This is a genomic window from Dactylosporangium sp. CS-033363, from assembly GCF_050942475.1.
GTDB lineage: Bacteria > Actinomycetota > Actinomycetes > Mycobacteriales > Micromonosporaceae > Dactylosporangium.
The window spans coordinates 1,675,224-1,697,056 of the sequence record NZ_CP192032.1 but is presented as its reverse complement, the minus strand read 5'-3'; the positions used below and the strand labels follow the sequence as shown (position 1 = coordinate 1,697,056).

Below are 21,833 nucleotides of genomic sequence, written 5' to 3'. Positions count from 1 at the left end.
GCGCCGTCCCCCCGGCGCTCCGAACGCCACCCGGCAGCGCCATCCACCAGCACGTTCAGAGGGCGGGTGCGCGGCGGGGGGCGCCGATGGTGTTCACTGTTGCGCGTGCCACTCCGTCGACGCGCCCTGCTCGCCGCCGCCGCGGCGGCCGCAACCGCGTCGCTGGCGGGCTGTGATCTTGGCGGCGATCCCAAGGACCCGCCGTACGACCCGACGAGCGACGCCCTCATGCCGATGCTGAGCCGCACCGTCGCGCTGCGCGAGCGCTACGGCGAGGTCCTGACCGCCTTCCCGGCCCTGCAGGACCGGCTCGGCCCGCTCAAGGACGACCACGACCAGCACGTGATCGCGCTCGCCCGGGAGATCGGGCTGCCCGAGCAGGGCCCGTTCCCGGCGCCGAGCGGCTCCCCGGCCGTGACGGCCTCGGCCGGCCCGGTGCCGGGCGACCAGGCGGCGGTGCTCACGGAGCTGCAGAAGCTGGAGCAGGACGCCCGCGAGGACGCGGAGGGCGCCTGCCTGGCCGCGCCGTCCTACCGGGCCGCCCTGCTCGGCTCGATCGCCGCCTGCCGCGCCGGGCACCAGGAGGTCCTGAAGTGACGCCGGCCGACGAACGCCTCGTGGCCGCGCTGCAGGCCGAACACGCCGCCATCTACGGGTACGGCGTGCTGGGTCCCAAACTCGACGCCGCGACGATCGCCCTGGCCCGGGCGGCCGACACGGCCCACCGCGGCCGCCGCGACGCGCTGCTGGTCCGGCTGACCAGCGACGGGGTCACCCCGCCGCCCACCGCGCCCTCCTACCAGCTGCCGTTCGCCGTCACCGACCGCGCGGCCGCGCTGAAGCTCGCCGTCCAGCTGGAGGACCGCACCGCGGCCCAGTGGCGCCTGGCGCTGCCGGTCACCGACGGCGACGTACGCAAGATCGTCCTGGACGCGCTCGTCGACTGCACCACGCGCGCGGTGGCGTTCCGCAAGGCGGCCGGCATGACCCCGCTGGTGCTCGCATTCCCGGGCAAAACCGACTGAAGCCCTTCTACTCCCGAACTTGTGCCACAGCAAGGCCGCGTCACTCCATCGGGCTGTCCACTCCGCGACGATCGTTGCATCACGCCACGAGCGTCTAGACGAGAGGAGGGCCAGACATGCGCCGCACCGCGTGGGCCGGTCCGACGATGCAGCCGCGTCGTTAATCAGTACGCCGTCTCGTGAACCTGCCGTCTCGGGGATTCCACCCTCCCGAGACGGCCCAGGTTCCTTCCATGGCAACGTTTGCTTTTAGGGCAAGGTCAGAATTTCGTACCCGTCCTCGGTGACGACGATCGTGTGCTCGAACTGGGCCGTCCACTTGCGATCCTTCGTCACCACCGTCCAGCCGTCCCGCCACATGTCGTACTCGTGCGTCCCCAGCGTGATCATCGGCTCGATGGTGAAGGTCATCCCCGGCTCCATGACCGTGGTGAGCCGGGGGTTGTCGTAGTGGGGCACGTAGAGCCCGGTGTGGAAGACCTCGTTGATCCCGTGCCCGGTGAAGTCGCGCACGACGCCGTAGTGGAAGCGCTTGGCGTAGGCCTCGATGACCCGCCCGATCGCGTTGAGCGGGCGCCCGGGCGCGACCGCGCGAATTCCGCGCATCATCGCTTCCCTGGTCCGCTCGACCAGCAGCCGGTCGTCCTCGGCGACGTCCCCGACGCAGAACGTCGCGTTGGTGTCGCCGTGCACGCCGCCGATGAACGCGGTGACGTCGACGTTGAGGATGTCGCCGTCCTCGATCACCGTCGAGTCGGGGATGCCGTGGCAGATCACCTCGTTCAGCGAGGTGCAGCAGGACTTCGGGAACCCCTTGTAGCCGAGCGTCGACGGGTACGCCCCGTTGTCACACAAGAATTCATGAACGACCCGGTCGATCTCATCGGTCGTCACACCCGGCTCGGCGTGCTTCCCGGCCAGCTCGGTCGCCTGCGCCGCCAGCCGCGACGCCACCCGCATCCGCTCGATGATCTCCGGCGGCTGCACGTCGGAGCCCCGGTGCTTGGCCGGCGCCCGCTTGCCGACGTACTCGGGCCGCACGATGTCAGCGGGAACCTGACGCCGCGGCGTCTGCGTGCCGGGGGCGAGCGGGGCGCGAACCTTCATGGCCAGAAGCCTAACGCGCATCAACTCCCGCTTGTCCGGGTAACCACCCAGGCATGATCGACGACGAACGCATCCGCGAACGGGCCGACCTGCTGCCGGAGGAGCTCGCCGCGGGCTCCGACGACCCCGAGGCCCAGGCCGAAGCCGTCCTGCAGGACTCCGACGACCGCGAGGACTACCGCGAGACCGCGCCCGACCTGCGCATCGAACACCGCACCTCCGACGAGGCCGCCTCCTAGCGCTGCCGTGTGGCCACTTGGTCGCGGTGGGCCCTTGCGGCCGCGACGAAGGCTTCGAAGAGGCGGAAGTCCGTGGTGTCCTCCGGGTGCCACTGCACGCCCACCGCGAACGACTTCGACGGGTCCTCCACCACCTCGATGAGGTCGTCCTCCGGGCACCAGCCCGTCGGCACGAGGCGGCCCGGGTCGGCGCAGCCCTGGTGGTGGAACGAGTTCACGATCACCGCGTCGCCCAGGATCGCCGCGGTGCGGGAGCCGCGCGCCAGCCGTACCGGATGCTCGCCGAACTTCGGCCCGCTCACCGGCCGGTGGTTGTGGTGGCCCAGCACGTCGGGGAGGTGCTGGTGGAGCCGCCCGCCGTAGGCGACGCACATGAGCTGCATGCCGCGGCAGATGCCGAACAGCGGCAGGTCGGCGTCGAGCGCGGCCCGCATGAGCAGCAGCTCGGCGGCGTCGCGTTCCGGTTTGACCTTGGTGGTGGCGTGCGGGGGCTCGCCGTACAGGTCGGGGTTCACGTCGGAACCGCCGGTGAACATGATGCCGTGCAGCCCGTCGAGCACGTCGGCGTCCGGGTCGTCCGGGGTGACGAGAACCGCCCGGCCGCCCGAGGCGTGCACCGCGTGCACGTACGAGAGCGGCAGGACCGCGGAGAAGGTGTCGTTGAGCCCGAAGCGGGTTTCCTCGGCGTACGTGGTCAGGCCGATGACCGGTCGCGACATGACCTCAACTTAGCCCCCGCGGGGTGAGGTTGTGCAGGATGTCCATGGCCCGCGCCTCGGCCGCCTCCGGGTCCAGGTCAGGGCCCGCCACGGTGGGGTCGAAGTTGAGGTCGTAGAAGATCTCGGTGACCCCCTGGGTGGCGAGCCACGCGACGTCCTCGCGGATCTTCTCCCACGAACCGGACAGGAAGTCGCGTCCGGGCCGGAACAGCGAACCGCGGCACACGACGCGCACGTCCTCCGGGTCGCGGCCGGCCTTCTCCGCGCCCGCGCGCACGAGCTCGATGTCCTTGGCGATCTGGGACAGGTCGTGGGCGCTGCGCGACACCCAGCCGTCGGCGATCTCGCCGGCCCGGCGCAGGGCGGCCGGCACGGTGCCGCCCAGCAGGATGGGGACGCCGTCCTCCTGAACCGGCTTGGGGTGCATCCGGCCGGCGGGCACGGTGTAGAACTCGCCGTCGAACTCGCTGACGTCGTCGCGCCAGAGGGTGCGCAGTACCGACACGAACTCACGCGTCCGCGCGGGCCGTCGCTCGGCGTCGGCGCCGACGGCGGTGAACTCGGCGTCCGACCATCCGGTGCCCAGGCCGAGATCGATCCGCCCGCCGCTGAGGACGTCGAGGCTGGCGATCTGCTTCGCGAGGTACACCGGATGCACGAACGGCACGTTGATCACGGCGACGCCGAGGCGCACCGTCTGCGTCCGCGCGGCGGCGAAGGCCAGCGCGACGACCGGGTCGAGCACGCTGCGGTAGACCGGGTCGACCTGCTGGTCGACGCCGACGAACAGGCGCTGGAAGGTCCAGAGGGAGTCGTACCCCTGGTGCTCCGCCGCCACCGCCACCCGACCCAGCCGCTCCGGTGTGGCCCACGTGCCCGACACCGGCAGCCCGAACCCGATTCGCATGTCAGTCAACCTACCCAGTGGCGCGCATTCCCACCGCCGCCACGAGTGCCTCGAACGGGCGCGTGTCGCCCATCTCCTCCGGGTGCCACTGCACGCCGAGCACGAAGCGCCGGTCCGGGTCCTCGAGCGCCTCGATCACGTCGTCGTCGGCCCACCCCGTGACGCTGAGCTTGCCGGGTGAGTCGATGCCCTGGTGGTGGTAGGAGTTCACCTCGGCCGCCCCGCCGAAGATCTCCTCCGCGCGGGAGCCGGGCGCGAAGTGGACCGGGTGCACGCCGTACACCCCCGGCGCCGGCTGATGCCGCCCGTTGCCGAGCACGTCGGGCAGGTGCTGCAGCAGCGAGCCGCCGTACGCGACCGCGAGCAGCTCCATGCCCCGGCACACCCCGAGCACCGGCAGGTCGGCCTCCAGCGCGGCCGCGAGCAGGGTGAGCTCCCCCGCGTCGCGGTCCGGGCGGGTCTTGGTGGTCGGGTGCGCCTCCGCGCCGTACCGCCCGGGCTCGATGTCGGCCCCACCGGCGAGGACGAGGCCGTCGAGGCGCCCGATCAGCGCGGCCGCATCGTCGAGATCATCCGGCGGGATGACGACGGGCCGCGCGCCGGCCGCGCGCACCATCCGCACGTACGCCTCCGGCACCAGCACCGCGCGGGTGTCCCACACGCCCCAGCGCGCCGTCTCGACGTACGCGCTGATCCCCACGATCGGTCGGTTCATGATCAGCCCTACAGCGGGGTGACGTAGGCGCCGGTGATGCCGCCGTCCACGAGGAACGTCGAGGCGGTGATGAAGGAGGCGTCGTCGCTGGCCAGGAACGCCACCGCGCCCGCGATCTCCTCGGGGGTTCCGAACCGCCCCATGGGTACGTGCACGAGCCGCCGCTGCGCCCGCTCGGGGTCCTTGGCGAACAGCTCCATGAGCAGCGGGGTCGCGATCGGTCCCGGGCACAGCGCGTTGACCCGCACCCCCTGCCGCGCGAACTGCACCCCGAGCTCGCGGGTCATCGACAGCACGGCGCCCTTGGACGCGGTGTACGCGATCTGCGACGTCGCCGCCCCGAGCAGGGCCACGAAGCTCGCCGTGTTGATGATCGAGCCCTTGCCCTGGGCGAGCATGTGCGGCAGCGCGTACTTGCAGCAGTAGTACACGCTGGTCGTGTTGACCTTGAGCACCCGCTCCCAGGCCTCGACGCCGGTGTCGAGGATCGAGTCGTCGTCCGGCGGCGAGATGCCGGCGTTGTTGAAGGCGATGTCGACCCGCCCGTGCCGCTCGGCGACGCCGTCGAAGAGCGCCTTCACGGCCGCCTCGTCGGCGACGTCGACGGCCACGAACTCGCCACCCACCTCGGCCGCGGCCGCCTTGCCGGCCTCCTCGTTGAGGTCCACCGCGATCACCTTCGCGCCCTCGGACGCGAAGCGGCGCGCGGTCGCGAGCCCGATGCCGCTGCCGGCCCCGGTGATGACCGCGACGCGGTCCTGCAGACGTGGCTGCACCTATACCTCCGTGCTGAAGAAGACGTTCTTGACTTCACAGAACGCGGCGACCGCGTCCGGGCCGAGCTCGCGGCCGAGGCCGCTCTGCTTGACCCCGCCGAACGGGGTCCAGTACCGCACCGAGGAGTGCGAGTTCACGCTGAGGGCGCCCGTCTCCACGCCGCGCGCGACGCGGATGCCGCGGCCGAGGTCGCGGGTCCAGATCGAGCCGGACAGGCCGTACTCGGTGTCGTTGGCCAGCCGTACCGCCTCGTCCTCGTCCTCGAAGCGCAGCACGGACAGGACCGGGCCGAAGATCTCCTCGCGCCAGTGCCGGTCCTCGGCCGACCGCGCGGTGAGGACGGTCGGCGCCATCCAGTAGCCGGGGCCGTCCGGCGCGCTGCCGCGGAAGGCGACCGCGTCGTCGTCCACATAGGACCGGACGCTGGCGCGCTGCCCGGCCGAGATCAGCGGGCCCATCTGGGCCGACTCCAGGGCCGGGTCCTCGCAGCGGAACGCCTTCACCGACTCCTCGAGCCGGGCCATGAACTCGTCGTAGACGCTCGCCTGCACCAGCAGCCGCGACCGCGCGCAGCAGTCCTGGCCGGCGTTGTCGAACACGGAGCCGGGCGCGGACGCGGCCGCCCGGTCCAGGTCGGCGTCGGCGAACACGATGTTGGCGCTCTTGCCGCCCAGCTCCAGGGTCACCCGCTTCACCTGCTCGGCGCAGCCGGCCATGATGCGCTTGCCGACCTCCGTGGAACCCGTGAAGCAGACCTTGCGCACCAGCGGATGCGTGACGAAGCGCTGGCCGACGATGGAGCCCTTGCCCGGCAGTACCGTGAAAACGCCCTCCGGCAGGCCCGCCTCCAGCGCCAGCTCGCCCAGCCGGATCGCGGTGAGCGGGGTGAGCTCGGCCGGCTTGAGGACCACGGTGTTCCCGGCGGCCAGCGCGGGCGCGAAGCCCCAGCCGGCGATCGGCATCGGGAAGTTCCAGGGCACGATGACGCCCACGACGCCGAGCGGCTCGTAGAAGGTGACGTCCAGGCCGCCGGCGACCGGGATCTGGCGGCCGCTGAGCCGCTCGGGCGCGCCCGCGTAGTAGTCCAGGACGTCGCGGACGTTGCCCGCCTCCCAGCGCGCGTTGCCGATCGTGTGCCCGGCGTTGCGCACCTCGAGCTGGGCGAGCTCCTCGTTGTGCGCGTCGACCACGGCCGCGAAGCGGCGCAGCAGCCGCGCGCGGTCGCCCGGCGAGACCGCCCGCCACGCCGCGAACGCCGCGTGGGCGCGCTCGATCGCGGCGTCGGTCTCCGCCTCGGAGAGGGACGGGACCGTCGCCACGACCTGTTCGTCGACCGGCGAGATGACGTCGTGCATTTCCTCAGACCCCTTACAAACCGCTTGAGTTACAGCCGCTCGAAGCCCCGCATGAGCTCCCAGTCCGTGACCGCCGCGTCAAACGCTGCCAGCTCGATCCGCGCCATGTTGGCGTAATGCGCGACGACGTCCTCGCCGAAGGCCGCCCGCGCCAGGTCGCTGGCCTCCCACAGCGCCAGCGCCTCGCGCAGCGTCGCGGGCACCCGCTCGGCGTCGGCGTCCTGGTAGGCGTTGCCGGTGTAGGCGTCCTCGAGCTCGAGGCCGTTGCGGATGCCGTGCAGCGCGCCCGCGCACAGGGCGGCGATGGCGAGGTACGGGTTCACGTCGGCGCCCGGCACCCGGTTCTCCACCCGCATCGACTGCCCGTGCCCGACGAGGCGCAGCGCGCAGGTGCGGTTGTCCAGGCCCCAGCGCACCGCGGTCGGCGCGAACGAGCCCGCCTGGAAGCGCTTGTACGAGTTGATGTTCGGCGCGTACAGCAGGGTGAACTCGCGCAGCGTCGCGAGGATGCCCGCCATCGCGCTCGCGAACATCGGCGACACGCCGTGCGCGCCGTCGCCCGCGACCGCGGAGCGCCCGTCGGCCCCGCGCAGCGAGAAGTGGATGTGGCAGGAGTTGCCCTCCCGCGCGTTCGGCTTGGCCATGAACGTGATGGAGACGCCCTCCTGCGCGGCGATCTCCTTGGCCCCGTTCTTGTACAGCACGTGGCCGTCCGCGTTCGGCAGCGCGGCGTCGTAGCGGAACGCGATCTCCAGCTGCCCGAGGTTGCACTCGCCCTTGGCGCTCTCCGGGGTCAGCCCGGCGCCGGCCATCTCGTTGCGGATGCGGCGCAGCAGCGGCTCGACCCGCGCCGTCTGCAGCAGCGAGTAGTCGGAGTTGAACAGGGTCACCGGGGTCAGCTCGCGGTACGACTGCCGGAACGCGTCCTCGTAGGACTCCCGGAACGCGACGAACTCCAGCTCGGTGCCGGTCCACGCGCCGTAGCCGGCCTCGCGCAGGGCGCCCAGCTGGGCCTGCAGCACCTGGCGGGGCGAGGCGGTGACCGGGCCGCCGGAGAGCAGCTGGAGGTCGGCCAGGACGAGGGCGGTGCCGGGGTGCCACGGGATGCGCCGCAGCGTGGTGAAGTCCGGGATCATCGCGAAGTCGCCGTAGCCGCCCGCCCAGCTCGACATCGCGTAGCCGTCGACGGTGTTCATGTCGACGTCCACGGCGAGCAGGTAGTTGCAGCCCTCGGTGCCGTGCGCGACGACGTCGGCCAGGAAGTGCGCGGCGTGGAAGCGTTTGCCCTGCAGCCGGCCCTGCATGTCCGTGATGGCCACGATGACGGTGTCGATCTCGCCCTCGTCCACGGCGATGCGCAGCTGCTCGACGGTCAACATCGGCTTCCCCTAAGGTCTAGAACCAAACCATAAACTCAACCCAACAGGCCGCGCAACAACGCCGCGGTGGCGTCGCAGTGCTCCTCCATCGCGCTGCGGGCCACCGCCGGGTCGCCCGCGAGAATCGCCTCGACCACCCGCTCGTGCTGGGTGTCGGAGTGGTCGAGGTTGCGCCGCAGGACCGGGATCGCGGCCAGCAGCCGGTCCAGGCGCAACTGCACGTCGGCGATCGCCGCCGCCACCGAGGTCGAGCCGCCGGCCGCCGCGATCGCCAGGTGCAGCCGCGAGTCGTTGACCCGGCGGGTCAGCGGGTCCCGCGTCCGCGCGGCGGCCAGGCAGGCCACCAGGTGCGCGCGGTCGGGCGCGGACAGCGCGCGGGTCGCGGCGAGCGCGGCCGCCCCCGGTTCCAGCACCCGGCGGAAGTCCAGCGCGTCGTGCAGCGCGTCGCCCATCTCCCGGGCCAGCGCCGCGGCGTCCTGCGCGGAGTCCGCGCCGTGCCCGGGCTCGGCCCCGTCGCCGGTCGCCCGGACCACGAACGTGCCGCCGGAGCGGCCGCGGCGCGACTCGAGGAATCCCGCCTCGCGCAGCGCCGCGATCGCCTCCCGCAGCGTGACCCGGCTGACCTGCAGCCGCTCGGCGAGCTCCCGCTCGGGCGGGAGCCGCTCGCCGACCGCCACGAGGCCGAGCCGGATCGCCTGGGCCAGCCGGGCGACGGTGATCTCGAACGCGTTGCCGCCGCGCACGGGGCGCCACATCGGCACCCCGGACAGCGGCTCGGTCGACACCGGCATCCGGCCTCCCCCGAATCGGTCTCCGGGCCGGCCATCGCGGCGACCGGCCCGGAGACCATCATCCCCTAATCCTGAGCGGCGGCCGTGTCCTCGGCCAGGGCCTGATCGATGGTCCGGATCGGGCCGTTGAACCAGTTGCGGGCCGAGAGCACCCACCACAGGGCCGCCCCGCCGATCACGATGATCATCGCGATCGGGGCATAGTTGACCGCGGTCCACGTGAAGCCTTCGTGGCCCGGGATCGCGGTCGGCGTGAAGGGCATGATGAAGTAGATCGACACGACGACGATCTCCACCACCGCGATCCAGCCGAGCACCTTGTACTTGCTGCCCAGCGTCCACGGCCCGGGGACGAACCGGTCGCCCATCCGCAGCCGCAGGTAGATCGGGATGAGGAACGCGACGTAGAGGCCGATGACGGCGACGGAGACGACGGCGTAGAACGCGGTCGGCGCGCCGGTCGGGCTCTTGTACAGCGCGGGCAGCGTCAGCACCAGGCCGGCGAAGGCCGCGCCGATGATCGCGTTGACCGGGGTGCCGTTGCGGTCCACTTTGGACCACAGCCGCCAGCCCGGCACCGCGCGGTCGCGGCTGAACGCGTACGTCATCCGGGACATGCTCGTCACGCAGCTCATGCCGCAGAAGAACTGCCCGATGGTGGAGATGAGGATGACCGCCTTGAAGAAGCCGGGGCTCAGCGCGGTCTGGAAGATGGCGCCGGAGAACCCGGCCGCGGCCGTGATCTCGTCCACGTGCGTCGCGGCGAACAGGAACGACAGCAGCAGGATCCAGCCGCCGATCGCCGAGTAGAAGATGGACTGCCACAGCCCGCGCGCGGCCGCCTTCGACGCGCCCTTCGTCTCCTCGGACACATGGGCACAGGCATCGAAGCCCGTGATCGTGTACTGCGTGAGCAGGAACCCGAACGGCAGGACCAGGAACCAGTAGGTCGCGTCGGAGTACCCGGAGTTGTTGAAGCGCTCGGTGAACACGAACGACAGGCTCTGGTGCTTCTCGGGCACGAAGATGAGGATCAGCACGATGACCGCCGACCCCGCCACGTGCCACCACACCGAGACGTTCTGGAGCACGTCGATGATGTTGTGACCCCAGATGTTGATGGCCACGTGCGCGGCCAGGATCACGACGAACAGCAGGAACGTCAGGTTGAGGTTGGTGCTGTCCCAGCCGCTGTAGGCGTCCAGGACCAGGCTGAGGAACGTCGCGCAGCCGTAGTCGACCGACGCGGTCACCGCGACCAGGCCGACGAGGTTGAGCCAGCCGGTGAACCAGCCGTGCACCGGCTTGCCCATCTTGGCGGCCCACCAGTAGATGCCGCCGGCCGTCGGGTACGCCGAGACCAGCTCCGACATGCAGAAGCCGATGATCAGGATGAAGATCGAGATGATCGGCCAGCCCCACGAGATCGCGATCGGGCCGCCGTTCATCCAGGCCTGGCCGAAGGTCGTGAAACAGCCGGCGAGGATCGAGATGATGGAGAAGGAGATGGCGAAGTTGGAGAACCCGCTCCACTTGCGCCGCAGTTCCTGCTTGTAGCCCAGTTCGGCGAGCCGCTTCTCGTCGTCGTCCTCGAGCGGTAGGCCGGCCTGGGTCGGCGATGCCGACATGGCACCTCCCTGTTCAGGGGTTGGGGGTGATGGAATTCCTTCCGGTCGCCGCGCCCAGCAGGCGTCCGAGCGCGGGGTCGTCGAGCGCACTGCGCGCCTGACCCCACTTGTCGGCCGCCTCCGCCTCGTAGTCGAAGCCCACCCGGTCCTCGCCGCGGGCGGCGGCGAGCATGCCATGGTGGACGGTGAACCACAGGGCCCAGGTCACGTTGGACGCGATGTGGAACAGCCGGACCCGCGCGAGCAGCGCCGGGCTGAGTTCGGCGCCGAAGTACGCCTCGGCCAGCCGGCCGGTGAGGTCCGGGTCGAAGTCCGCCTCGGCGGCGATGTCGCCGAGCTCGAACGCCGGGTCGTTGTTGCCGGAGAGCTGATAATCGATGATCCGCACGCCGCTGGACGTCGCGATGAAGTTCTCGGCGAGCAGATCGTTGTGGCACGGTACTTTCGGCAGCGGCCGCTCGAGCAGCGCCCGCCGCAGGACGTCCACTGTGGACTCCCCGTCCAGGTAGCCGTCGGGCAGCGGCAGGCCGTTGCGCCGGCACACCTCCAGCAGCTCCGCGCGCTTGGCGAAGATGTCGAAGTCGTTGCCGAACGCGGGCCCCGCGTGCAGCCGCCGGCAGGCCTCGGCGAGCGCCGGGATGACCTCCGGGCGGCGCACCTCGGCCGGCCCGAGCGTGCGCCCGGGCAGGAACTCCAGGACGATCGCGGGGACGTCGGGCAGCGTGGCGTACACCTGCGCCCCCACCGACGCCGCGGCCGCCAGCGTGTTGGCGATCTCGACCGCGGGCGCCACGCCGAGCCCGGCCGCCGAGACCTTCGGCTCGAGCACCCGGAGCACGTACGGCACCCGGTCGACGTCGACCCGGTACACGTGGTGCGACAGCCCGCCCGCGAGCCGCTGCCACTCGACCGCGCGGCCCACCCACGACGGGACCCGCTCCAGCAGGTCCGCAATGGATGGCACCGCACTCATGGCATCCGGCCCCTTCGCCGCCATCCGCCGGCCGAATTCGGGCGAAGCCAGGCCTTTAACCCGGCGACTCCCGTGTGACCGGCGTCATGGTGAACCGAGTTAACGCCGCCGTAAGCCACTCGTCAAGAGCGATCCTCACGTTTACGAACCGGAAACAGTTGGCACAACTCCAGACCTTTTCCGGCGTTTCCACGGGGGTTATTGCTCGGGGCGGTCGATCACCCGCAGCCACGTCCCGTCGGGCTGGCGGCGCACGACCTGGACCCTGCCGCCGGTACCGTCCTTGGGCTTCGTCGAGGTCAGCGCCAGGTCCCCGTGGTGGATGGTGGGCAGCGCCTCCTCCACCTCGAAGTGCGGAACGTGCTTGAGCATCTCCGCGCACACCGCCTCGATCGCCGCGCGCCCGACCGTCGTGCCGCCCGGCGGGTAGGCCAGCACGGCGTCGGGCTCGTACAGCGCGGCCAGGCCGGCGGCGTCACCGGCGTTGGCGCGCTCCACGAACAGGCGGGACAGGTCTTCCGGAGTCTTCGCAGTCATGCCTCCACCGTCCTTCCGTCGATCCAGAAGACCAAGACGCATCGCCGACCGGACTTAGAATCAGCGCTTATGGAACTGCACCAGCTGGAGTACTTCCTGGCCGTCGTCGAGGAGGCCGGCTTCACCCGCGCGGCCGCGCGCCTGCGCGTCGCCCAGCCCGGCGTGAGCGCCCAGATCCGCAAGCTGGAGCGCGAGCTGGGCCTGCCCCTGCTGGACCGCACCACCCGCTCGGTCCGGCTGACCGCGGCCGGCGAGGCCGTCGTCCCCCACGCCCGCGCGGCGCTGGCGGCGGTGTCCGCCACCCGCCAGGCCGTCGACGAACTGGCGGGCCTGACGCGCGGTCGCGTGGCCGTCGGTACCGTCACCTCGCACACCGTCGACCTGGCCGCCATCCTCGCCGACTTCAACACCCGGTGGCCCGACGTCGAGATCACCCTCGTCGAGGACGCCTCCGACCGCCTGACCGACGCCGTGCGCGACGGCACCCTGGACGCCGCGATCGTCGCCTACGCCACCGTCCCCGACGGCCTGGACGTCCACGTGGTGACGGACGAGGCCGTCGACGCCGCCGTCTGGCCCGGCCACGAGCTGGCCACCCGCGACACGGTGCCGCTGCGGGAACTGCGCGACCGCGCGCTGATCTGCCTCCCGCGCGGCGGCGGCATCCGCGCGATCCTGGACACCGCGTGCGCGGGGGCGGGCTTCGCCCCACGGGTCGCGTTCGAGGCCGGCTCCCCCGCGGTCATCGAACAGCTGGCCGCCCGCCGGCTGGGCATCGCCATCCTGCCCGAGTCGATCGCCCGCCACCGCGACGGCCTCCACCCGCTGCGCATCGTCGAGCCGGACCTGCGCGGGCGCCTCGGGCTGGCCTGGCGCAGCAACGGCCCGACCAGCCCGGCCGCGGCGGCGTGGCTCAACCACGCCCGCGGCTACCTGTAGGCCCGCGCGCTACCAGGGCACGACGCCGTCCTCGTCGTGGAAGGCGCCCGTCGGCCCGACCAGCCCGGCCGCCGCGGCCTGGCTCAACCACGCCCGCGGCTACCTGTAGGCCCGCGCGCTACCAGGGCACGACACCGTCCTCGTCGTGGAAGGCGCCCGTCGGCCCGTCGTCGTGCAGCGTCGCGAGGCGGACCGCGGCCGTCGCGCCCTGGGTGGGCGTGCGGGGGCCGGAGTGGAAGTTCAGGTCCGTCGCGCAGTACCCGGGGTCGGCCAGGTTCACCTTGATCGGCGTCGACCGCAGCTCGTTGGCGTACGACAGGGTCACCGCGGCCAGCGCCGTCTTCGAGGAGTTGTAGGCGAGCAGCGGATTCTGCGCGTACACGTGCGACGGGTCCGCGGTGAAGGCCAGCGAGCCCAGCCCGCTGCCCAGGTTCACGATGCGCCCGGCCGGGGCGCGACGCAGCGCCGGCAGGAACGCGTTGGTCACGGCCACCACGCCGAGGACGTTGACCTCGTACGTCTCGCGCAGCATGGCCACCGGGGTCGCGCTCGGGAGCGCGCCGCGTTCGAGCAGGACGCCGGCGTTGTTGACCAGCACGTCGAGCACCTCGACCTGCGCGGCCGCGGCGGCGATCGAGTCCGGGTCGGTCACGTCCAGCTGCAGGAACTCGGCGCCGATGGCCGCGGCCGCCTCCTTGCCCCGCAGCGGGTCGCGGGCGCCGACCAGCACGTGCAGCCCGAGGGCGCGCAGCTGCCGGGCGATCTCCAGGCCGATGCCCTTGTTGGCCCCCGTGACGAGGGCGGTCTTGGTCGTCATGCGCTCCACCGTGGCCGCCGCGACCGCGCGGCGGGAGAGACGCCTTGAACCACGGACCGGCGATCCCTGGTTCGGCGGGGCGCGGGCGCGCAGGATGAGGGCATGAACCGGGTACAGCTGGCCGAGTTCCTCAAAGACCGCCGTGCTCGGGTGCGGCCCGCCGACGCCGGCCTTCCCGCGGGAACACGCCGCCGCACGCCCGGGCTCCGGCGTGAAGAGGTGGCCCGGCTGGCCGGGATATCCGTGGACTACTACGCGCGGCTCGAACAGGCGCGGGGGCCGCGGCCGTCGCGACAGGTGCTCGGGGCGCTCGGGCGCGCGCTGCGGCTGTTCGAGGACGAGCGGGCCTACCTGTTCCAGCTCGCCGGGGAGCAGCCCGGGCCGCCCGCCGGGCCGAGTCAGGTGGTGCCGGCCGGGATCCTGCATCTCCTCGAGCGGCTCGATGACACGCCGGCGTTCGTGATCGATGCGAAGTACGACATCCTGGCCTGGAACCGGATGGCGGTCCGGCTCATGGGCGAGCCTCCGGCCGAGCGGAACATGATCTGGAACGCGTTCTGCGGGCCGATGCCGATCACCGCCGACTCGCCCGGCGAGGTGCAGACGTTCGCCCAGGAGTCGGTGGCCGATCTGCGGGCCGCGTCCGCGCGGTACCCGGACGACGAGGGGATCCGCGGCCTGATCGCGCGGCTGCACGCCGGGAGTCCCGAGTTCACGCGGCGCTGGGACCAGCACCGGGTCTGCGTGCGGCGTACGACGCTCAAGGTGCTCACCCACCCCGAGTACGGCGAGCTGCACCTCGAATGCCAGGTGCTGCACGCCGACGACAGCGGGCAGCGGGTCGTGTTCTACACGGCCGCGCCCGGCTCACGAACGGCGGACGTCCTCTGTGGCCTCCGCGAGGGGGCCCGTGTGTGACAGCGTCTCGTCCGAATCCGCGCGCCGCGTCCGATCCGCATCGACGCTGCGCGTCTGGTCCGGGTCGAGGCGCCGCGTCGCGTCCGGATCGGGGCGCCGCGTCGCGTCCGGGCCGGCGAACTCGGTGGCCTTGCTCGACTCGTGCGAGAGCCGCCCCGCCACCAGCGACGCCTGCCAGGCCAGCCCGAAGGCGACCCCGGGGGCCAGCGGCAGCAGCCAGTCGGCCGCGAACCCGGTGGCCGGCAGGTGCACGACGATCAGCGTGCCGAGCGCGACCACGGCGCCCTGCGCGAAGCCCCGCCACGAGGCGCGCCCCACGGCCGAGGCGGCGTCGCGCCGGGGCGTCCGAGCGTTGAGGGCGTCGGCGGCGGCCAGGTCGCGGCGGCCGAAGTTGAAGCCGGCGACCCCGGACGCGACGGTCAGGCCCAGCGTGGTGGCGGCGAGCCAGCTGCGGGTCAGGAAGTACGTCAGCCCGAGCACCGCCCCGCCCGTGCCCACCGCGAGGAGGGCGCGCAGCCACTCTTTCCTGTCGCCGGGGTACCAGTAGTAGCGCGTCGTGTTCGGCCCGATCTGCCGGATCATCTGACCCATGCGACCGCTCCTAGCTGCACCCGAAAAGGGACGGATCCGATATCAGAACAGTACCGTCGCGAACGTCCCGACCTGCTGGAAACCACACCGTTCGTACACCCGGCGGGCCGGCAGGTTGTAGTCGTTCACATACAGGCTGACCGATGGTGCGACGCGGCGCAACGCATCGCGGACGACGGCGGCGATGCCGGCCGTGGCCAGGCCGTGCCCGCGCAGCTCGGGGTCGGTCCAGACGCCCTGGATCTGGGCGGTGTGCCGGGTCACCACGGCCAGCTCGGCCTTGAAGACGACCTTGCCGTGGTGGAAGCGCGCGTACGCCCGGCGGGCGCGGACGAGCTCGCCGATGCGCTCGCGGTAGGAGCGCTCGCCGCCGTCGGCGGTCGGCGAGACGCCGACCTCCTCGGTGTACATGGCCACGGCGGCCGGGAAGAGCAGGTCGATCTCGTCCGGGCGCACCAGGCGCACGTTCGGGTCGGGGGCGATCGGCGACGGGTTGGAGATGGCCATCAGCGGCTGGTTGGGCCGCACGTCGCGGGACGGGCCCCAGGTCGGCGCCAGGTGCGACCACAGGCCGAGGACCGCGTCCGACGCGCCGACGATCGAGGAGCAGCCGCGGGGCTCGCCGGCCACCATCTCGGCGAAGGCGGCCACGGCGGCCGACGAGGCGTGCACGGGGATCAGGTTCGCCCCGACCCAGCACAGCGACTCCAGGTTGCGCCGCGAGCCGTAGCCGAAGATCCGCGCGTCCTGCCGCCACCAGGCCAGCCCGGCCATGGAGACCCGCTCGGCGACCTGGGCGCCCGCGAACGGGTCCCGGTCGAGCAGGCGTTCGACCGATCCCCGCTCGGCGTCACCGAGCAGGCGCGCAGCCACCGTCAGCATGTTTACCAGCCTGCCAGATCTCGCCGAATATGGCTGCACGAACCCCTCGCCGTGGTGAAGACAGGCGTCAGTGCACGGTCACCGTGGGTCCGACCAGGCCGCGCAGCTCCTCCGGGAGCTCCACGCCCTGCGCCTCGGCCAGCCGCAGCGCCTCCTCGACGAGCGTCTCGACGATCTGCGACTCCGGCACCGTCTTGATGACCTGGCCCTTGACGAAGATCTGGCCCTTGCCGTTGCCGGAGGCGACACCCAGGTCGGCCTCGCGGGCCTCGCCGGGGCCGTTGACGACGCAGCCCATGACGGCGACCCGCAGCGGCGCCGGGAACCCGTCCAGCGCGGCGCTGACCTGGTCGGCGAGCGTGTACACGTCCACCTGGGCCCGGCCGCACGACGGGCAGGAGACGATCTCCAGGCCGCGCTCGCGCAGGCCGAGGGACTCGAGGATGGCCTGGCCGACCTTGATCTCCTCGACCGGCGGCGCGGAGAGCGAGACCCGGATCGTGTCGCCGATGCCCTCGGCGAGCAGCGCGCCGAACGCCACGGACGACTTGATCGTGCCCTGGAACGCCGGGCCGGCCTCGGTCACGCCGAGGTGCAGGGGGTACTCGCACTGCTCGGCAAGCTGCCGGTACGCGCGAATCATGACGACCGGGTCGTTGTGCTTGACCGAGATCTTGATGTCGCGGAAGCCGTGCTCCTCGAACAGCGAGCACTCCCACAGCGCGGACTCGACCAGCGCCTCGGCGGTCGCCTTGCCGTGCTTCTCCAGCAGCCGCTTGTCCAGGGAGCCCGCGTTGACGCCGATGCGGATCGGCACGCCGGCGTCGGAGGCCGCCTTGGCGATCTCCTTGACCTTGTCGTCGAACTGGCGGATGTTGCCCGGGTTGACGCGGACCGCGGCGCAGCCGGCGTCGATCGCGGCGAACACGTACTTCGGCTGGAAGTGGATGTCGGCGATGACCGGGATCTGCGACTTCCTGGCGATCGCGGGCAGCGCCTCGACGTCGTCCTGGCTGGGCACCGCGACCCGGACGATCTGGCAGCCGGACGCGGTCAGCTCGGCGATCTGCTGCAGCGTGGAGTTGACGTCCGCGGTGAGCGTGGTGCACATGGACTGCACCGACACCGGGGCGCCGCCGCCGACGGGGACAGCGCCGACCATGATCTGACGGGACTTGCGCCGGGGCGCCAGCGGAGGCGGCGGCACGGCGGGCAGGCCGAGGCTGACAGCGGTCATGTGAAGGCCCTTACTTCAGCGTGATCGGGTTGACGAAGTCGGCGGTCACCGTCAGCAGGACGAAGACCCCGAGGACACCGATCACGGCGAGCGTGAGCGGCGCCAGCTTGTAGTAGTCGACGCGACCGGGGTCGGGCTTGCCGAGCCGGGCCGCGATCCAGGAGCGCACCCGCTCGAACCAGGCGATCGCGATGTGCCCGCCGTCCATGGGCAGCAGCGGGAACAGGTTGAAGATGCCGAAGAACAGGTTCAGGGTGGCGAACAGCGACAGCAGCGAGGCCCAGTCGCCGAGCTCGAACAGCTCGCCGCCGATCCGGCTCGCGCCGACGACGCTGACCGGGGTGTCGGGGTCGCGCTCGGCCCCGAAGATCGCGTTCCACAGGTTCGGGATGCGCTGCGGGATGGCCTTGAACGACTCGAACGTGCGCTCGACGAGCGTGGCGGTGGCCGAGGCGGTCTGGCCGGCGCCGTCGAGCGCGCCGTAGCGCAGGACCGGCAGGTCGCTGCTGCGGATGTCGACGGTGATGCCGAGCATGCCCCCGCGCTCGAGGTCGTCCGCGGTGATCTGGTCCGCCGTCTTGGTCACGGTCGACTTGACCCGCTGGGCTTCAGGGATCGTGGCAGTCCCGCTGAGGGTCTCTTCCCCTCGCTTGTACTGCACTGTCACCGTCTTGCCGACATCGTTCTTGAGCTCGTCGCGCAGCGCCTGGTTGCCGCCGATCGCGTGCCCGTCGATGGCCAGGATGATGTCGCCGGGCTTCAGGCCGAGCTGGGCGCCCGGGCTCTTCGGGTCGGTGGCCGGGTCGCAGGCCTTCTGGGTCTTCGTCGCCGGGTCGTACTGGTACGTCGGGCTGACGCACGGCGCGACCGTGCCGACGCGCACCGGGACCTCGTTGGCCCTGGCCACGTCCGGGACGCCGACGAAGGAGAACAGGATCCACAGTGTGATCAGGGCCAGCGCGAAGTGCGTGATCGAGCCCGCGGCCATCACGATGGTGCGCTTCCACACGGGGAATCGCCACATGGCCTTCGGGTCGTCGGCCCCGGACTTGCCCGTCTCGGGGTCGATGTCCTCTTCCTGCGGCGTCATCCCGACGATCTTCACGAACGCGCCGAAGGGGAGCGCCTTGAGGCCGTACTCGACGCCGTTGCGCTTGAACGCGAAGATCGTCGGGCCGAAGCCGATGAAGTAGCGGGTCGCCTTCATGCCGAACCAGCGGGCGGACCAGAAGTGTCCGGCCTCGTGGATCGCGACGGCGATCAGGATGCCCAGCGCGAACAGGACGATCCCCAGCACGAAGGTCATTCGGCCCCTCTCCGGTCGGCACCCGCGGCGATGAGCGCACGGGCGTGGGCCCGCGCCCAGTTCTCGGCGGCGAGCACGTCATCGACGGTACCTGGTTCCGCGAAATCCGGAGCCTCGGCCAGGGTCCGTTCGAGCGTCTCGACGATGCCGAGGAAAGGCAGATCACCGGCTGTGAACGCGGCCACACACTCCTCGTTGGCGGCGTTGAAGATCGCCGGGCGGCACCGGCCGGCCTCCCCGGCCGCCTTGGCCAGGGCGACGGCGGGGAACGCCTCCTCGTCCAGCGGCCGCAGCTCCCAGGTGTGTGCCTTGCTCCAGTCGACCGCGGGCGCGGCGTCGGCGACCCGGTCGGGCCAGCCGAGCGCGAGGGCGATCGGGATGCGCATGTCGGGCGGGCTGCACTGGGCGAGCGTCGAGCCGTCGTCGAACTCGACCATGGAGTGGATCACGGACTGCGGGTGGACCATGACGCTGATGTCGGCGTAGGGCACGGCGAACAACTCGTGCGCCTCGATCACCTCCAGCCCCTTGTTCACCAGGGTGGCGGTGTTGATCGTGACGACCGGGCCCATGTTCCACGTCGGGTGGGCCAGCGCGTCGGCCACGGTGACGTCGCGCAGCTCGTCGCGGGTGCGGCCGCGGAAGGCACCGCCGGAGGCGGTCAGCACCAGCCGGCGCACCTCGCCGCGGGCGCCCCCGCGCAGGCACTGGGCGAGCGCGGAGTGCTCGGAGTCGACCGGCACGATCTGGCCGGGCTTGGCGACGGCCCGCACCAGGGGCCCGCCGGCGACCAGCGACTCCTTGTTGGCCAGCGCGAGGACGCGCCCGGCGCGCAGGGCGGCGAGGGTCGGGGCGAGCCCGAGGGAGCCCACGACGCCGTTGAGCACGGTGTCGCACGGCCACTGGGCGAGCTCGGTCATCGCGTCGGGCCCGGCGAGGATCTTCGGCAGCTTGAAGTCGCCGGTGGCCCAGCCGCGGCGCTGCGCCTCGGCGTAGAAGGCGAGCTGCAGGTCCTGGGCGACGCTGGCCCGGGCCACCCCGACGGCCTCGACGCCGAGCTCGAGCGCCTGGGCGGCGAGCAGGGCGACGTTGCCGCCGCCGGCGCCGAGCGCCACCACCCGGAACCGGTCCGGATTGCGCCGCACGATGTCGATGGCCTGTGTCCCGATGGATCCGGTGGAGCCGAGCAGCACGATCTCGCGGGGGGTCACGCCCCCATTGTGTCAGGCCCCGCGCGGGCGCGGCCGGAGCCTGCGCGGTGACTCCATCAGGCCCGCCACAAACGTTCACGATCAGGACACCGGAATTGTCCGTCCTTTGTGGATCTCCAGCGGAAAGCGGCCGGCAGTTTCCCCCCGCCGGCCGCTTTCCCTCATGGCCTCGACTGCTCCCGCCGGTCATCCTCCACAGCGGCTTGAGCTGGGCCGATACGCAGCACGCAGCGCGTGCCCCCGTGAGTTACCGCGGTGAATCCCAGATGCCGTCCCCGTTCGTACGCATGTTTTAATTATAGATCATCATTAAGTTCCCGACAACCGAATTACTACGGAGTGAGCCGGTGCAGATCGCGCGGGAACAGCGTCGTCTCCCGCACGTTGCCGGCCCCGCTGAGCCGGGCGAGGAAGCGCTCCAGCCCGATGGCGAACCCGCCGTGCGGCGGCATCCCGTGCTTGAACGCGGCCAGGTAGCCCTCCAGCGCCGCCGCCTCGTCGCCCAGCACGGCCAGGTAGTCGGCGTAGCGGTGCCGCCGCTGCCCGCCGGTGACCAGCTCCAGGCCCCGGAACAGCAGGTCGAAGGAGTTGGACCAGCGCGGGTCGGACGGCTGCGGGTGCGTGTAGAACGGGCGCTTGGCCATCGGGTAGCCCTCGACGTACACGAAGTCCGAACCGTGCTCCTTGAGCGCCCACGCCCCCAGCGCGCGCTCGTGCTCGGGCGCGAGGTCGGGCTCGTCCGGGTCGGCCCCGGCGATCTCCAGGGCCGTGGTGAAGTGCAGAACCGGAAATTCAGGCGGCATTTGTACCGTACTGAGGCCGGCCGCCGACACCATCGCGCGCACGACACGGGTCAGGACCGCCATCACGTCCCGATGGTCGCGCACGAACGCAAGCTCGGCGTCGAGCGACGTGTACTGCGCGAGATGCCGCGACGTGTCGTGCGGCTCGGCCCGGAAGACCGGCCCCACCTCGTAGACGCGCTCGAACACCCCGACCATCGTCTGCTTGTAGAACTGCGGTGACTGCGCGAGGTACGCGCGGCGGCCGAAGTAGTCCAGCGGGAACACGTTCGCGCCGCTCTCGGTCGCGCCGCCGACGATCTTCGGGGTGAAGATCTCGGTGAACCCGAGCCCGTCGAGGGTGGCCCGGAACGCCCCGACGGCGGCCGCGCCCGCGCGGAACACCGCCCGCCGCCCCGGATGGCGCAGGCTGACCGCGGCGTGGTCGAGCAGCGCGGGGAGCCCCGCGTCGAGCTCGGGCCGGAACAGCTCCACCGGCGGCGCCTCGGCCTCGCTGAGCACCTCGATCGCCCCGTGCGCGACCTCGTGGCCGCCCGGCGCGACCTCGTTGGCCACCACGGTGCCCGTGATCTCCACCACGGACTCCTCGGGCGGCACCGGCACGCCGGCGGGCACCACGACCTGGGCCAGCCCCGCGCGGTCGCGCACGACGAGAAACGTGACGCGCGCGAGGACGCGGCGGCGATGCACCCAGCCGGCGATCCTGACTGATTCGCCGACGTGCTCGTGGAGCTCGTCGGACAGCACGCGGTACGACATGAAACACCTCCTGGAACGGGACGCTCCCCGGAGGCGTGGGCGATGGGGCCGGTCGCGGTGCCACCACACCTTCACCGCGGCGGACCTGCCGCGGCCTCTGGCCCGTTGACGCCGGACCGCACGGCGGGACGTTCATCGGCGTTCGTCAGGCGCCCGCCCCGCACCTCGATGATCGCGCCTGACCCGCGCGGGCGCGACCGGGTTTCTCTTTCGGGCGC

Annotated in this window: 23 protein-coding genes; 5 read left to right on the top strand and 18 right to left on the bottom strand. The window is 71.8% G+C overall.

The window, feature by feature from the left end:
- Positions 1–105 precede the first annotated feature (105 nt).
- Positions 106–597 (top strand): hypothetical protein, encoded by a 492-nt coding sequence (locus tag ACQPZ4_RS07800; protein ID WP_433057455.1) that lies wholly within the window; start codon positions 106–108, stop codon positions 595–597.
- Positions 594–1,025 carry a ferritin-like domain-containing protein gene (locus ACQPZ4_RS07795; RefSeq protein WP_433057454.1) on the top strand — a complete coding sequence of 144 codons (432 nt, stop codon included), beginning with the start codon at positions 594–596 and terminating at the stop codon, positions 1,023–1,025. Before ACQPZ4_RS07800 ends, ACQPZ4_RS07795 begins: the two co-directional genes overlap by 4 nt.
- A gap of 249 nt (positions 1,026–1,274) precedes the next feature.
- Here ACQPZ4_RS07795 and map read toward each other — a convergent pair whose 3' ends face one another.
- Positions 1,275–2,132 carry a type I methionyl aminopeptidase gene (gene map / locus ACQPZ4_RS07790; RefSeq protein ID WP_433057453.1) on the bottom strand — a complete coding sequence of 286 codons (858 nt, stop codon included), beginning with the start codon at positions 2,130–2,132 and terminating at the stop codon, positions 1,275–1,277.
- Positions 2,133–2,185: 53 nt separating this feature from the next.
- On the opposite strand from map, the gene ACQPZ4_RS07785 reads away from it, so the two are divergent.
- Entirely contained in the window at positions 2,186–2,371 is a 186-nt protein-coding gene (locus tag ACQPZ4_RS07785; protein ID WP_433057452.1) for a hypothetical protein, read from the top strand.
- On the opposite strand, the gene ACQPZ4_RS07780 is transcribed toward ACQPZ4_RS07785, so the two are convergent.
- The 10 genes from ACQPZ4_RS07780 to ACQPZ4_RS07735 form a co-directional block, all read right to left on the bottom strand.
- Positions 2,368–3,090 carry a gamma-glutamyl-gamma-aminobutyrate hydrolase family protein gene (locus tag ACQPZ4_RS07780; protein ID WP_433057451.1) on the bottom strand — a complete coding sequence of 241 codons (723 nt, stop codon included), beginning with the start codon at positions 3,088–3,090 and terminating at the stop codon, positions 2,368–2,370. The two genes, ACQPZ4_RS07785 and ACQPZ4_RS07780, sit on opposite strands and share 4 nt — an antisense overlap.
- A gap of 4 nt (positions 3,091–3,094) precedes the next feature.
- On the bottom strand, positions 3,095–3,997 hold the full coding sequence (locus ACQPZ4_RS07775; RefSeq protein WP_433057450.1) for an LLM class flavin-dependent oxidoreductase: 903 nt from the start codon (positions 3,995–3,997) through the stop codon (positions 3,095–3,097).
- 10 nt (positions 3,998–4,007) lie between these two features.
- Positions 4,008–4,712 carry a gamma-glutamyl-gamma-aminobutyrate hydrolase family protein gene (locus tag ACQPZ4_RS07770; protein WP_433057449.1) on the bottom strand — a complete coding sequence of 235 codons (705 nt, stop codon included), beginning with the start codon at positions 4,710–4,712 and terminating at the stop codon, positions 4,008–4,010.
- Between the two features lie 8 nt (positions 4,713–4,720).
- Positions 4,721–5,488, bottom strand: a complete 768-nt coding sequence (locus tag ACQPZ4_RS07765; RefSeq protein ID WP_433057448.1) for a 3-oxoacyl-ACP reductase — start codon at positions 5,486–5,488, stop codon at positions 4,721–4,723.
- Complete coding sequence (locus ACQPZ4_RS07760) at positions 5,489–6,844, bottom strand: aldehyde dehydrogenase family protein (protein WP_433057447.1); 1,356 nt, start codon at positions 6,842–6,844, stop codon at positions 5,489–5,491. It lies immediately after the preceding gene.
- Positions 6,845–6,873: 29 nt separating this feature from the next.
- Positions 6,874–8,223, bottom strand: coding sequence for a glutamine synthetase family protein (locus ACQPZ4_RS07755; protein ID WP_433057446.1), 1,350 nt, complete (start codon positions 8,221–8,223; stop codon positions 6,874–6,876).
- A gap of 35 nt (positions 8,224–8,258) precedes the next feature.
- Entirely contained in the window at positions 8,259–9,014 is a 756-nt protein-coding gene (locus ACQPZ4_RS07750; protein WP_433057445.1) for a FadR/GntR family transcriptional regulator, read from the bottom strand.
- A 65-nt stretch (positions 9,015–9,079) separates the two neighbouring features.
- Positions 9,080–10,642, bottom strand: coding sequence for an amino acid permease (locus tag ACQPZ4_RS07745; protein WP_433057444.1), 1,563 nt, complete (start codon positions 10,640–10,642; stop codon positions 9,080–9,082).
- Between the two features lie 13 nt (positions 10,643–10,655).
- Positions 10,656–11,606 carry a phosphotransferase gene (locus ACQPZ4_RS07740; protein ID WP_433057443.1) on the bottom strand — a complete coding sequence of 317 codons (951 nt, stop codon included), beginning with the start codon at positions 11,604–11,606 and terminating at the stop codon, positions 10,656–10,658.
- Between the two features lie 207 nt (positions 11,607–11,813).
- Positions 11,814–12,152, bottom strand: a complete 339-nt coding sequence (locus ACQPZ4_RS07735) for a YybH family protein (RefSeq protein ID WP_433057442.1) — start codon at positions 12,150–12,152, stop codon at positions 11,814–11,816.
- Between the two features lie 69 nt (positions 12,153–12,221).
- On the opposite strand from ACQPZ4_RS07735, the gene ACQPZ4_RS07730 reads away from it, so the two are divergent.
- The gene (locus tag ACQPZ4_RS07730; RefSeq protein WP_433057441.1) at positions 12,222–13,091 is read left to right on the top strand and encodes a LysR family transcriptional regulator; all 870 of its coding nucleotides are present in this window, start codon (positions 12,222–12,224) and stop codon (positions 13,089–13,091) included.
- A 118-nt stretch (positions 13,092–13,209) separates the two neighbouring features.
- Here the strand turns inward: ACQPZ4_RS07730 and ACQPZ4_RS07725 are convergent, their stop codons facing one another.
- Positions 13,210–13,908, bottom strand: a complete 699-nt coding sequence (locus ACQPZ4_RS07725; RefSeq protein WP_433057440.1) for an SDR family oxidoreductase — start codon at positions 13,906–13,908, stop codon at positions 13,210–13,212.
- A gap of 102 nt (positions 13,909–14,010) precedes the next feature.
- On the opposite strand from ACQPZ4_RS07725, the gene ACQPZ4_RS07720 reads away from it, so the two are divergent.
- Positions 14,011–14,826, top strand: a complete 816-nt coding sequence (locus ACQPZ4_RS07720; RefSeq protein ID WP_433057439.1) for a helix-turn-helix transcriptional regulator — start codon at positions 14,011–14,013, stop codon at positions 14,824–14,826.
- Here the strand turns inward: ACQPZ4_RS07720 and ACQPZ4_RS07715 are convergent.
- From ACQPZ4_RS07715 to aspS, 6 genes are all read right to left on the bottom strand, one after another.
- Positions 14,776–15,417 carry a hypothetical protein gene (locus tag ACQPZ4_RS07715; RefSeq protein ID WP_433057438.1) on the bottom strand — a complete coding sequence of 214 codons (642 nt, stop codon included), beginning with the start codon at positions 15,415–15,417 and terminating at the stop codon, positions 14,776–14,778. The two genes, ACQPZ4_RS07720 and ACQPZ4_RS07715, sit on opposite strands and share 51 nt — an antisense overlap.
- Before the next feature lie 42 nt (positions 15,418–15,459).
- Positions 15,460–16,299 carry a GNAT family N-acetyltransferase gene (locus tag ACQPZ4_RS07710; protein ID WP_433057437.1) on the bottom strand — a complete coding sequence of 280 codons (840 nt, stop codon included), beginning with the start codon at positions 16,297–16,299 and terminating at the stop codon, positions 15,460–15,462.
- Positions 16,300–16,366: 67 nt separating this feature from the next.
- On the bottom strand, positions 16,367–17,536 hold the full coding sequence (gene ispG / locus ACQPZ4_RS07705; RefSeq protein ID WP_433057436.1) for a flavodoxin-dependent (E)-4-hydroxy-3-methylbut-2-enyl-diphosphate synthase: 1,170 nt from the start codon (positions 17,534–17,536) through the stop codon (positions 16,367–16,369).
- Between the two features lie 10 nt (positions 17,537–17,546).
- Positions 17,547–18,842, bottom strand: coding sequence for a M50 family metallopeptidase (locus tag ACQPZ4_RS07700; RefSeq protein WP_433057435.1), 1,296 nt, complete (start codon positions 18,840–18,842; stop codon positions 17,547–17,549).
- A complete protein-coding gene (gene dxr / locus ACQPZ4_RS07695) occupies positions 18,839–20,035 on the bottom strand; it encodes a 1-deoxy-D-xylulose-5-phosphate reductoisomerase (protein WP_433066362.1) in 1,197 nt (398 codons plus the stop codon). The genes ACQPZ4_RS07700 and dxr overlap by 4 nt, the downstream gene beginning before the upstream one ends.
- Positions 20,036–20,385: 350 nt before the next feature.
- Positions 20,386–21,615, bottom strand: coding sequence for an aspartate--tRNA(Asn) ligase (gene aspS, locus ACQPZ4_RS07690; protein WP_433057434.1), 1,230 nt, complete (start codon positions 21,613–21,615; stop codon positions 20,386–20,388).
- Positions 21,616–21,833 lie beyond the last annotated feature (218 nt).